10 protein-coding genes are annotated in these 12,116 nt (G+C 40.9%); 3 read left to right on the forward strand and 7 right to left on the reverse strand.

What is annotated here, in order from left to right:
• Positions 1-234 precede the first annotated feature (234 nt).
• The gene (locus LC653_RS34250) at positions 235-2,049 is read right to left on the reverse strand and encodes a S8 family serine peptidase (RefSeq protein WP_229499254.1); all 1,815 of its coding nucleotides are present in this window, start codon (positions 2,047-2,049) and stop codon (positions 235-237) included.
• A gap of 159 nt (positions 2,050-2,208) precedes the next feature.
• On the opposite strand from LC653_RS34250, the gene LC653_RS34255 reads away from it, so the two are divergent.
• The gene (locus LC653_RS34255; protein ID WP_229499256.1) at positions 2,209-2,394 is read left to right on the forward strand and encodes a hypothetical protein; all 186 of its coding nucleotides are present in this window, start codon (positions 2,209-2,211) and stop codon (positions 2,392-2,394) included.
• Between the two features lie 89 nt (positions 2,395-2,483).
• Here the strand turns inward: LC653_RS34255 and LC653_RS34260 are convergent, their stop codons facing one another.
• The 3 genes from LC653_RS34260 to LC653_RS34270 all read right to left on the reverse strand — a co-directional run bounded on the left by LC653_RS34260 (position 2,484) and on the right by LC653_RS34270 (position 4,963).
• Complete coding sequence (locus LC653_RS34260) at positions 2,484-2,768, reverse strand: hypothetical protein (RefSeq protein ID WP_229499258.1); 285 nt, start codon at positions 2,766-2,768, stop codon at positions 2,484-2,486.
• 318 nt (positions 2,769-3,086) lie between these two features.
• Complete coding sequence (locus LC653_RS34265; protein WP_229499260.1) at positions 3,087-3,377, reverse strand: hypothetical protein; 291 nt, start codon at positions 3,375-3,377, stop codon at positions 3,087-3,089.
• Between the two features lie 134 nt (positions 3,378-3,511).
• Positions 3,512-4,963: a carotenoid oxygenase family protein gene (locus tag LC653_RS34270; RefSeq protein WP_229499262.1), complete on the reverse strand. Its 1,452-nt coding sequence runs from the start codon at positions 4,961-4,963 to the stop codon at positions 3,512-3,514.
• 626 nt (positions 4,964-5,589) lie between these two features.
• On the opposite strand from LC653_RS34270, the gene LC653_RS34275 reads away from it, so the two are divergent.
• Complete coding sequence (locus LC653_RS34275) at positions 5,590-6,066, forward strand: globin domain-containing protein (RefSeq protein ID WP_308189184.1); 477 nt, start codon at positions 5,590-5,592, stop codon at positions 6,064-6,066.
• 604 nt (positions 6,067-6,670) lie between these two features.
• Here the strand turns inward: LC653_RS34275 and LC653_RS34280 are convergent.
• From LC653_RS34280 to LC653_RS34290, 3 genes are read right to left on the reverse strand one after another with little or no spacing between them, the layout of a single operon-like run.
• On the reverse strand, positions 6,671-6,874 hold the full coding sequence (locus LC653_RS34280) for a type II toxin-antitoxin system HicB family antitoxin (protein WP_229499264.1): 204 nt from the start codon (positions 6,872-6,874) through the stop codon (positions 6,671-6,673).
• Positions 6,875-6,915: 41 nt separating this feature from the next.
• Positions 6,916-9,627 (reverse strand): NACHT domain-containing protein, encoded by a 2,712-nt coding sequence (locus LC653_RS34285; protein ID WP_229499266.1) that lies wholly within the window; start codon positions 9,625-9,627, stop codon positions 6,916-6,918.
• Positions 9,624-10,832 (reverse strand): S8 family peptidase, encoded by a 1,209-nt coding sequence (locus LC653_RS34290; protein WP_229499268.1) that lies wholly within the window; start codon positions 10,830-10,832, stop codon positions 9,624-9,626. Before LC653_RS34290 ends, LC653_RS34285 begins: the two co-directional genes overlap by 4 nt.
• 168 nt (positions 10,833-11,000) lie before the next feature.
• Here LC653_RS34290 and LC653_RS34295 point away from each other — a divergent pair, with 168 nt between their 5' ends.
• Positions 11,001-11,768 (forward strand): thioesterase II family protein, encoded by a 768-nt coding sequence (locus LC653_RS34295; protein WP_229499270.1) that lies wholly within the window; start codon positions 11,001-11,003, stop codon positions 11,766-11,768.
• Positions 11,769-12,116 lie beyond the last annotated feature (348 nt).

Raw genomic sequence — 12,116 nt, forward strand, 5'->3', positions numbered from 1 at the left:
AAATTTGGCAATTTTCATTAACTCATTGCAGCAAAGCGATCGCAAATAAAATCACGAAAATAAGTCACTTTAGCTGGCAACAGTCGTTGTCCCTCGTGCAGAAGATAGAGTGTGCATCTTACCACAAAATAATTATGCAAGAGGTGTATTTTTTCACAACTCATTTAGTAGGATTGCTATAGCAAGCCAAAACTGCAAAGCCAATCCATCATGCGAATTAATCCAGCCCTCTTACTATGCCAACGTTATAAAGTTTTCTGCCCCAATCATGTCAGCTTGTGATCTAATAAGCTCCGCTAGTCTTTCTTGTGTATCTGTAATCTCAATTAAGGTGCTAAAACTGCCTTGCGTAATTGTGATCTGCTCAAATGTCAGCCCCTCCAAGATGAAGAAGTCTTCTCCATCACGATAATCAAGTATTTTGTCTTGTCCATCTCCCGATCGCAGCACAAACTGATCAGTTCCCTTACCACCGATAAGGATATCGTTGTCTACACCGCTATCAAGGACGTCATTGCCCTTGCCTCCTAATAAAATGTCTATCCCGTCTCCTCCTACTAAATAGTCTTGCCCCCCACGTCCAATTAAAAGATCAGCGCCTTTATTTCCATAAATATTGTCGGCAGAATTCGTTCCATAGAGAAAATCCGTAAAGTCAGACCCTATCTCTTCTGAAACGAATGCTTCTACAACAGCTCGATCTGCTTGTACAAGCCCTGAACTTTCTTCTATAGAAAGGGCAGTATCTTGGATTTTAGTACGAATCTCTTCAGGAGTAAGATTTCCATCAGCTCGGTCTAGCATTAGCGCTGCTAAACCCGCTACATGAGGAGCTGAAGCAGATGTACCATTAAAAGGATTAAATGGAGTACCTAAATTAAACGTAGTTTCTACTCCGTCAGGAGCAAAAATTTCAGGTTTTTTTCTAAGAATAGGTGTAGAAAGTCTAGTTCCCTCTGTATCAAAAAGAATTGGAGAGCCTCCTCTACTTGTGTAGGTTCTTACATCTTGAAAATTTTCGACATCTGTGGCTCCTACTGCAATTGATGCGGGGGCATTTGCCTGACCAAGTACTGTACGATTCAGAGAATCCTCGTCTATATATTCATAGTTGGTAGTGCGATCTGCTCCATTAGCAAAACTAACCCACTTGATAATGCTTGATTGATCAGAATCAGTATCCTCCCTTGCAATAAGAAGATAAAGAGTTTCATCTTTTTTCGGTTGATATAAAAGGGTTCTTAACGGAGTGTCAATAGCAGAAAAGGAGGGAATGGTAGAAATGCTTATTGTATTGTTTTCGTTCGGAAGCGTTGGGCTATTAAGCAAAAACATTTCATACTTTGAACTTACATTAGCGATTGGCTCATCCCAACTTAAAAGGGGACGAATGAATGTCCCATCTTTTGTTACCTCTATATCTTGAAAAATATCTATATTTTCTCCCGCATCGAAATCGTGGGCTTCAAAGGTAATATCTGCTAAGGAAAAGGTGTCTTCAGGGCGAAATTCACTTTCATAAGAAATGTTTCCATTATTGCCCGCAGCAGAAATAAGAGTTATTCCCTTATCTGTTGCCTTTTGTACCGCTTGGGCTGCCACTCCGTCCTGAAAAAAGGGGGCAGGTACAGGAGTATCATCGATAATAATATCTACGTCTTTGGCTGAGAGAGCGGAAACGGCTTTGGCAAAGCTCTCTTCGTTGACTTCAGAAATAGTTAGTCCCTCACCTTCAAAGATTGTATGAAAAAATATTTCTGCTCCTGGGGCAATATCGTGCACTATTTGTGCTACTGCTCTTCCCTCATCATTAGCCGAAGAAGATATGTTGGTAATGTCTTTGAGAATAGTTACGGGGGTAGTTTTTCCGAAAGGATTTTCTTTTCCTGGTAAATCGCCACTTTTTATATCAGCTTCTAAATCGGATAAAGCATTAAAGCTGGTAGAGATAATTCCTACTTTTATTCCAGATCCATCAACATTAAAAAGCTTTCGCGCAATATCTGAACGGATAACGCGATCGCCCATAGTTGTAACTTTTCCAGCCATAGTCTACTCAGAAGGTTAGTAGTAAGAAAAATTAATTTAAATCAAACTTGAACAATCAAGTTAAGTAGCTAGTTGTAAATAAATATAAGATAAACAGAGGACTTTCAGATTTAAAGTTTAACTGAATGCCTGCTCCATTAAGGATTGTTTATCTTCTTGTTGCCAGCTTATTATTTTGAAATCAACCCAATTCAGGAGCAATGGCATCAATTCAAAGCTCATGAACTTGCGGGACAGATGTTTGATAACAAATATGATTTAGCTATGGCAATTATTAACGGTATGGAAGCCCGAAGTATTAAAGGTGGATATGTCTTAGAACATTTTATATTTAATTTTGCCTAGCTACTTAGCAGAAAAAAGCTCAGTAGGTTGACTCGATTAAGCATAAAAATTGAAGTTTATTTCAACTTCAACCCTTAATCCTTTAATTATTAAGTTAATCTTTCGAGTTTTAGCCCGCCAGTTATTTGATTTCCGCTATAGCGCACGGTAACGTTTTCACCATCATTCACTCTGAATTCAAGCGTGTTGCTTTTCCTGAGAATTCCTAATACCCGGAATTCAACGTACATTCTGTGCTGCCCAGCTGAGATATGGAAAGATTTAGTATCTCTGCTTGATATCTGACCTATTTGATTCTGATTTAGAAACACCTTTGCTTCCGACTCCCAGATATAAAACTGTTGCGATCCTACAATCTTTAATTCACTACTCATACTGTCTCCTGCAATCTGTTAAAGGCTAACAACTTTCTAAGAGGATGTTTTAAAAGTCCCCTTGTCGGTATAAAAAGTTCTAGATCCCTCTAAATCCCCCTTAAAAAGGGGGACTTTGATTCCAGTTCCCCCCTTAAAAAGGGGGGTTAGGGGGGATCAATAAGTACCTAAAATTACAGCCAAACACTTTTAAAACAACCTCTAACTTGCCCCCACCGATATTTTAGTAGTCTAACCGCAAACTTGAGCCGCAACCCCTGCTAGTCGCTGTAGCTAGTAGGCGTTGCGGTTCAACTAAGTGTTATGGTTCAAGAGTGGCTAAACAAGCGCTGCACCAATTAGAGCACCAGGACCTGCACCAACGCCACCAGCAAGAGCACCAGTAATAGCTCCAGTGACTGCACCCCCAGCAGCTCCAGTAGCTGCACCTTTAGCTGTTTCCTTTGCTAAATCACTTCCTCTTTTACCATCTATAAGTCCACCAACAACACCCTCAACAGCACCACCAACCAAACCAACACCGCCTCCGCTCACTTGTTCTTCCTGTTGATTGTCTAAATCAACAAATAAGTTTAAATTGTCTAAGTCCAACACTACAATCTTTGCCATTGCTTTTTCTTTTTTATTTGAAATCTTGTCTGTTGTCTAAACTATAGTTAATATATTTGTATTTGCTTAATATTTGCTTCTTTCTTAGGTTTAAATAAGCGGTTTAAAAAATTATTTCTTAGGAACTTTCACCTCTATCTTAGGTTTACTTTTGATACTGGGTTCCAAGTGCCGTGGAAGCTGTGGGGGATGACGCTGGGTAATCCTAGTTTGCAAACGGGTTCGGCATCCAGGCGATCGCTATCAAATATCCAAACTTCGCTAGTATGAGAATTGGCATCGTAGACAACGGTTAGTACCCAACTTTGTAAAGGGTTTTGGGTGTTTTGGGCGTGGATGGGTTCTGAAGGATAACGGTTTTCTCCAAAGTCTGCTTCGCTGAGGGTTTCGGTTTTGTAGTCGAAGCGGGCGATGGCATTTACTAGTTCTTGGCTAATATCTGTTCCTGAACGGAATGTTGACATATATGTGTATCGAGAAGGTTGTCCTACGTTTTGCTGTGGTACATTGGGAAATTCACAATATCTGTTTAATAGTTGCTGAATTGACGTAACTTTGCCAGTTTGGGGATGCAGATGAACTCGCGTTAGTATACTTTTAGCTAGGGTGTGAGTCTCACCTGTAGCTACTTCCTTGAGATATTGGTTAGTTTGAAAATCTTCATAACAGGCGATATCCACAATCACTGAGCCGCTAGCATCTACATAACCGTTACCAAAATGCCATTGGAACCAAGGTTCGGTTTCTCCACGACTCACAAAAGATAGGGTTTCTCGATCAATAACTAAAATCTGAGTTCCTAATCTAGGTTGCCACTCTAGCGAATCACTATAGTTGTTTATCCCTATCAACAGGGGTAAGACATTCACCCGCACTGGCGGAAGGAAAAATACAAGATACTGCCCTGCTAAAACAAAATCATGCACCAATGGTATACCATCTAGCTGGTATGCGGCTTGTTGGATAATCCGGCCAGTCGAATCGCTTTTGTAAATATTAAGCGTCGCATTTAGTCCAGGGCTGATGCCAAAGTTAAAAATCTCCCCTGTTTGCTTGTCACGCTTATAATGTGCGGAATAGTTTAATCCTTTAGTTAACCCCCCTAAATCATCTTCGCCGGAAGTTTCTAAGGTTTGTAAATCGAGGGCATGGGGTTTACCAGCTTCCCACAGTGCCAAAAGTTTATCTGGAAGTGCTAGCACTGAAGTGTTGGCAGCATTCTTGATGGGCTTTTGCCATTGATTCCAAATTGGCCCTGGTGCAGTCATACCATAATTGCCGTAGAGTAGTTTACCTGCTGCGGCTTCTTCTTGATAGCCAGAGGTTTGCACGTAGCGATAAACCCCGGTTGCAACTGCATCGGTAAAATTTACAGCCAGAATTGCTCCATCTCCATCAAACCAGTGTCCCATGCGAATGCCACCGCGTTCTAGCCGTGCGGGGCCATTGCGGTAAAGTGTGCCACGCAAGCCATCGGGAATTTTGCCTGAAAGAATTGGCAGTTGGGTAGGGGGGAATTCTGTAGCTGGTTTGGCGATTGCACCTGCCCAAGCTTTTTTTATTGACTTTTTCTCGATGGTATGCATGTAAGAGTTTTGCTTGATAAATTATCGATGTACATAGTTGCATTCTTAGATTTTAATTTTTGTTGCAATTTTTTAACAATGCCTCTGGCTGTAGATGTATAGAGGCTTTGACATGATGTTATATCATGTCCGCATAATTAGTTATGATTCCCACAGTCATTGCACCCCACCCCGCCAAAGCTACGCTTTGTCTCCCCTCCCCGCAAGCGGCTACGGTGTACACACAAGTCTCGTCGCAGCCATATCTTTATTAATAAATTTCGCACTGCGTTTCTATCCCGCCTCGGAATGAATTCCGAGTCTCATAGCTGAAGTCCACTTAAGTGGACTAAATTGATCGTTTAGTCCACTTAAGTGGACTTCAGCTATTAGCCTTGAACTTTAGTTCAGGGCGGTATGTCGGTGAATGTGACAATTTAACTCTGACAAAAATGTGGGTAAAAGAGTTGAAACCTATGTGGACAACACTTGTGTGTACACCGTAGCCGCTTGCGGGGAGGGGATTAAGGGGTGGGGTTCTTCAGGTTTAATAAGCAATCAAGCGGACATGATATTACTCGTTAACTGAGCTAGCTCATAGTAACCAATAGGAATAACCACTAAATTGAAGTCAATCAACATTCCAAGTGGTTCAAGATACTATGATTAGCCAACAAACAATAGATATCGTCAAATCTACAGCACCTGTTTTGAAAAAGAACGGCCAGCGAATTACAACTCGGATGTATGAAATTATGTTTCAAAACCATCCAGAAATCAGAAAACAATTTGATATGTCTGCTCAAGCAAATGGTTCTCAGCCGGCGAGGTTGGCTACAGCAGTTTATGGCTATGCTGCCCAGATTGATAATTTGCCTGCTTTAAAATCGATGGTGGAAAAGATTGCCCATCGTCATGTGCAAACCCATGTTACACCAGAGCAATATCCTATTGTTGGAGAAAGTTTACTGCAAGCGATGAAAGATGTTTTAGGGGAAGCAGCGACACAAGAAGTAATGGCAGCTTGGACTGAAGCTTATGAGGCATTATCTCAGGTTTTCATTCATAGAGAACATGACATATATATAGATGAAGAGAAAAAACCACAGCTTGTGCATTCCTAACGATAAGACTTAGTGTCATAACAACAGCTTGAGGGTTTGTTATGACAACTTCAACGTTTATAACTACAGCTTGAGTGTTTGTTACAACAACTTCAACGTTTCTAACTACAGCTTAAGCATTCATAACAACAGCTTAAGTTGTATTAACAACAGCTTCAACTTTACTTATAATAACTGGAGTTGTAGTAACTACAGCTTGAGCATTCATAACAACAGCTTAAGTTGTATTAACAACAGCTTCAATTTTACTTATAATAATTGGAGTTGTAGTAACTACAGCTTGAGCGTTTGTTACAACAACTTAAATTCTGCTAATGAAAGCTTTTAGCGTAGCGACTTCAGCAAGCGGGAACTCTTCTAAATATAATAGGACTTACGCACGAGAGATCCCCCAACCCCCTTAAAAAGTTGGCTCTTAAGATCCCCCCTTATTTAAGCTACCGTGTATACACAAGTCGAATTACCCCCCTTAATCCCCCCTTATAAAGGGGGGAAATAAGAAATCTTGTTCCCTCCCCTTTCCAAGGGGAGGGTTAGGGTGGGGTAAAAATGACGCGAAAAACCAAGTGAGTAAGCTATTTCAGACTTGTGTATACACCGTAGCTTATTTAAGGGGGGTTAGGGGGGATCGAGGTTTCAGGTTTTCAATGCGTAAGTTCTGTATAATTTTGATCGCTTCTTCTATCGTCTCTCCTTGGCTGGCGGTTCCCACCTCTGGACATTCAGCTACATAAACATCCTCTTCCCAATGCAAGATTGCTGTAAAGGTTCGAGTTTTTGTATCTTTAGCCTGTTGTAATGAACTCATGGAGCGTTTATCTGGCTATCTTTTCATTTTTCTATTGTTGCTTAACTATCTGGAACCAACAACATCCGCGCCTCAATAGCTTCCCAGGTTTGGGGTGACACCCGCACTGCTGCTTGTTTGCATTGGATGATGAGGTAATTGGCGTAGAGATAATTTTCCAGTGCTTTCGCTTCTTCCTCAGATAAGTTGACCATTTCTGATCTGAGATCAAAAGCATTGAGTAAGGTTTTTTGGACACCCTTAGCACATGCCTGACGTACTTCCCGTGATGGGCGAGCATCAGAAATCTGAGCTTTCAGTCCTTTTAAATGGTCAATCTGTTTAGTAAAATTAGCGTTATTGAAGATTTTTAATTCTTGAAGTTTGTCAGTGTACTTAATAGCCTCGGCTATGGCATTGGCATAAGCGTTGTTGTAAGCGTGGGTATTGTCGATGGGGATGGGGTTGGTGTAAGCGTTGCTGATGGCGATGACGATGGTAATAGCGTTGGTGTAAGCGTTGTCAATGGGCTTGGTGTTGGCGATGGCGATGGCGTTGTCAATGGGCTTGGTGTTGGCGATGGCGTTGGCGATGGCGTTGTCAATGGGCTTGGTGTTGGCGATGGCGTTGGCGATGGGCTTGGTGTTGGCGATGGCGTTGGCGTAGGCGATGGCGATCGCAATCGCAACTGCACGTTTACCCACAGGTTTATAATTTCCTTCAGATCCAACTGTTATTTTTTCTGCCCATTCGAGTAAAGCTTGCAACTTATTAGATGAGCGAAAAAAACTTTGCCGTTTATTGTTTTGAATGTATTTTTGTGCTTCTTTTTCCATCAACGACAGCAACTCATCTGCACCGCCAATTAAACCAGCTATTAACAAAAACACTTCCGTCCATCGGTCATCTACAAGATGTTCGGTAACTAATTTATTAACTTGACGATGCTTATTTATATCTTGATTATGCTTATTTATTATATATTGTGCTGTTAAATATTCTTGTAGTGTCAGATGAGAAAATGAATAAATATCCCTTGTTCGTTCTACTAAAATTCCTTGCTGAATAGCTATAGCATTTAAAACTGCCTCAGCGTCTAAATCCTTTGGTGCATTGTCGTTATTTTGCAGAAACTCTTTAATTTGGTTTACAAGCTCTTCATGAGATAAGAATAGCCGTTGTGATTTAAAGCTGTGATATGCAATTTCAGCTAGCATAATGTTCTCTAAATCGATGCCAAGCTGACTATAAATTGGATCGCTTTGAATGCGTTTTTCAGCAGCCCATTTTTTGAGTAATATATCAAGAGCATCTTTGTAAAGCGTAGCTCGGTTTTTAGGTAAGTCTTGAGATGCGTCATACACTAAACAGAGAAAAGTTAACAATACAGGAGTTCTAGCTAATTCTTTAGTTGGTTTTTGGTTTTTGATTAACTCCCAGCACTTGTCACCAGTTCCGGCTAGTCTATCTACCTCTGATGAAAACCAATTTTGAATAAACTGCTGAATTTGAGCATCATCAAAATCTGCGATCGTAATCTCCCTGAAATTTATAAACTGCGATTTATAGGCAGCAGTCCTACAAGAGATAATAAACTGATTATCTTTGTATTTATCAACAAAGCTTTGAATTTGCTTAATTGGTAAATCGGGCTTTTTTGTTCGCGCTTCATCTAAACCATCCAGCAAAATTAATAAGTTGCCTTGTTCTAAAGCTTTAGTAATAAATTCTTCAGAGAATGGGAACTGATGCGAGCGGAATGATTCTCTAACAACTTCTTCAATATTGATTTCACTCTTGGTAAATAGTTTTAATTCAATAAAAACCGGAATACATACATATTGCAATTCACCAGATTTGCCCTTGAGTGCTTCTAATCCTATCTTCCGCAAAAATGTAGACTTACCAGCACCCGGTGCGCCAAGTACCATCAAATATTGCTTCTGATTGGCAACCTCAATACCTTCTTGCTTTCCGGCATTTTCAAGTTGAAACCCACGTTTTCCACTTTTCCTGAAAGAATTCTCTAAAGATTCAAGTGGTTTATAGGTATCATCTGGCCGCAAACATTGCACAGATATGTAAATTGAATCCAAATCTACAGGCTGTTGCATTCCCAATATTTGCAACTTGTTATGGCGCTTGTGGTAGTTAATAATATATTGCTCAGATGCTTGATAAATTAATTTTGTGGTTTTCTCATCTAAAGGGGGAGAGGGGTCAAGCGGAAAGCATCCCACATTGGAAAAAAAATACCTCATTAAGCTGTGTAACCCTGATTTTACCGCCCACTTTAAAAGATGTATTTGCCGTAATGGGATGCTCCCTTTAAGTGTGTTTATATAAATGTCAGCAAAATCTTTCACTGCTGCATCTGGTGCAACTTCCGGCAGTGCAATCAGCTGATCTAAAGTGACATGATTAACTCCAGATAGTGCTAATGAGCGCAAAATCGCATCAGCCGAACCTTCAACAACCACAACGCGGCTGAGTCCACCTCCAACAGGTTTCAAAGAAAGTTGCTGGAGTTCTTCGATAGTATCACCCAGCACTTCGGTAAGTTGGCTTTTGCGCTGATCAATTAATGCCTGTCGATAAGCCTCAGATGATGTAAATTGCTGAGGTTTCAGCGATGAATTGCTAGCATTTAATCTGATTTGATTTTCGTCCCCCAAACTCATAATTGCCCGAATTACCTCATTCCCCTTAGCCCCCGTCAAAACTTCCTGAAGCAGAGGGTCAATTTTAGCAATTTGACTTTCGTTAAGTTTCATAGAGCTGCCGTTACCTGAATTAAACCTTTACCTTGGCGTTCTCTGTCATGTCCCAAATCTTGACAACTTGTGAGCAGTCCGTCAATTAAATCCAATACCGGAATTTGCTTACTATACTTCTCTAAGATTAACGCTGCTACACCAGAAACGATTGGGGTTGCCATTGAAGTTCCGTCCCAAGCTTCGTAACCACCACCTTGAACTGATGAATAAACTCCTTCTCCAGGCGCAACCAAAGAGGGAACATCATAAGAATGATTATTAACAGATATCCTGCCACTGCCGCTAAAACCGGCAACTTTACTATTAAAGTTTGTCGCACCTACTGAAACTGAACTCCGACAGTTTGCTGGTGTTCTAGTATTGTTACGTCCATTGTTACCAACAGCACAAACAGGGAGTATACCAACTGCCAGTAGAGTATCAATGACATCGCTCATTTCATAAGCATAAGTAGGAAGACCAGCTGAGATATTGGCAATATTCACGTCTACTCGAAGTGCTAGCCAGTCCAGCCACATCACAAAGTTTGATAAGTTACCAGTACCTCTTGGGATAAGTACGCCGTCGATTAATTTAGTTTCTGGCGCAACGCCAACCTGCTTACCACAAATTAGTCCAGCTACGTGAGTACCATGACCATCAGTATCTTGAGAAATTGTTAACTGGATTTGCTTACTTCTATCATTAAAACTATAAGATTCAGTTACCTTGCCTTGCAATTCTGGGTGGGTTGAGTCGATACCTGTGTCGAGGACAGCAATGGTGATGTTTTTCCCAGTGCCTGTAAATCCATTTTGACGTGCTATGTTGAGAGCGATCGCATCTAAATGCCACAATTCATTTTTGGTGAGTTCATCTTTAGTATCTGCATTCCGTTGCGGCTGAATCAACTCAATCGGCTGATCGCGTAAAATTAAGACATTGGGTAACTCCTCACGAATCCTCTGGGCTTCTTCATCCGGCATTTCTACAACACTTGCACCAGTAATCCCTGAGTAATCTGGATACTTTGCTACTTCGCTTGTGTCCTTTTGTGCATCCTCCAACCAGTCTTCAATTTCTTGGTGTACTGGATCTTCTTGCCAAAAATTTACAACTTCTGCAACTTGCGCCTTACGACTTTCCGGTGTAAATTTTCTAAATCCAAGTTTTAGCGATCGCGCTAATGATGTTGCTTTGGGTCGAATAATGTAAACGCTCATCAAAGACTCCTTATTATAAAATAAGCAAGATGTCTGCTTCACGAATAGACTATTACATTTTTTACAGTTTTCATAGTAATAAATACCTGCCCTTGTGCAGTGATTTGGTATGATATGAAGCAGGTTCTATAAGCTACAAAAGGTGAAACAGCTAATTCCGGGTCTATTATGACAACTACACCAAGCTTCAATTCCTGGGTTATCTGTCCCCAACCAAATCCTCAAGCTAACTTGCGTTTATTCTGCTTCCCCTACGCTGGTGGGAACTCGGCGATTTTTCGCACATGGCCTAATAATCTTCCTAGTAATGTCGAAGTCTGCGCTGTGGAATATCCGGGACGGGGAAGACAGATTAAGTCAGCACCATTGACGCGATTAGAATCTCTTGTTGAAGCGATCGCTCCAGTTCTCATGCCATACTTAGACAAACCATTCGCCTTCTTCGGTCACAGTATGGGCGGATTAGTTAGCTTTGAGTTGACCCATCTACTTCGTCAGTATAGTCTTGCTCCCTTTCACCTGTTCATATCTGCTCGTCGCGCCCCGCAAATCCCGCCCACAAAACCACCCCTCCATATCCTATCAGACCCTGATTTGCTCAATGAGCTACGCAGTCTTAACGGTACACCCAAAGCAGTACTAGAAAGCATGGAACTGATGCAGATGTTCCTCCCCATTTTGCGGGCAGATTTTGCCGTTCTGGAAACTTATATTTACACTCAAAAACAGCCTCTGGAGTGTCCTATTACTGTTTTTGGTGGTTTGCAAGACCAAGAAGTTAGTCATGAGGCATTGCAAGCATGGCGAGAGCAGACGATTGCTGCTTTCTCATTACATGAGTTCAACAGTGACCACTTTTTTATCCATTCACAGCAAGAATTATTACTTAAACTTATATCTCAAGAATTGCAGATGCGTCAGCGCAGCTCGTACTAGTACAGCGCGGTTTTAAACAAGCAAAAGCCTTGATATACAAAACTTTTGACACTTCGACTTCGCTCAGTGTTAACTTTTGACTTTTGATACCAATTCAAATAATGTTTGCGACACATCAATTATTTGTAAGGGCACAACATTGTTCATTAGTGTCAACTTAAGCTAAAAATAGCAAAACTTTCGACTTGACTCACCCGCCTAGAACTAAAGTTCTTTGGCTTTTATAGCCGTAGCCATTTTAATTAGGACGCAGCTTGCTTGAGAACGATTTCCATAGCATCACGTAAATTATCAGATTTAAGTAATAGCTTGCGAATTCTGCTTTTTAAAGTCGCCCAACACTTTTCA

The sequence above is a fragment of the Nostoc mirabile CHAB5784 genome, assembly GCF_020829645.1.
GTDB lineage: Bacteria > Cyanobacteriota > Cyanobacteriia > Cyanobacteriales > Nostocaceae > Nostoc > Nostoc mirabile.

Excerpts from the sequence above, each read along its gene's own strand:
- LC653_RS34260 (WP_229499258.1), bottom strand. The coding sequence starts at position 2,768 with ATGAGTAGTGAATTAAAGATTGTAGGATCGCAACAGTTTTATATCTGG.
- LC653_RS34265 (WP_229499260.1), bottom strand. The coding sequence starts at position 3,377 with ATGGCAAAGATTGTAGTGTTGGACTTAGACAATTTAAACTTATTTGTT.
- LC653_RS34280 (WP_229499264.1), bottom strand. The coding sequence starts at position 6,874 with ATGAGTTCATTACAACAGGCTAAAGATACAAAAACTCGAACCTTTACA.
- LC653_RS34250 (WP_229499254.1), bottom strand. The coding sequence starts at position 2,049 with ATGGCTGGAAAAGTTACAACTATGGGCGATCGCGTTATCCGTTCAGAT.
- LC653_RS34285 (WP_229499266.1), bottom strand. The coding sequence starts at position 9,627 with ATGAAACTTAACGAAAGTCAAATTGCTAAAATTGACCCTCTGCTTCAG.
- LC653_RS34270 (WP_229499262.1), bottom strand. The coding sequence starts at position 4,963 with ATGCATACCATCGAGAAAAAGTCAATAAAAAAAGCTTGGGCAGGTGCA.
- LC653_RS34290 (WP_229499268.1), bottom strand. The coding sequence starts at position 10,832 with ATGAGCGTTTACATTATTCGACCCAAAGCAACATCATTAGCGCGATCG.
- LC653_RS34295 (WP_229499270.1), top strand. The coding sequence starts at position 11,001 with ATGACAACTACACCAAGCTTCAATTCCTGGGTTATCTGTCCCCAACCA.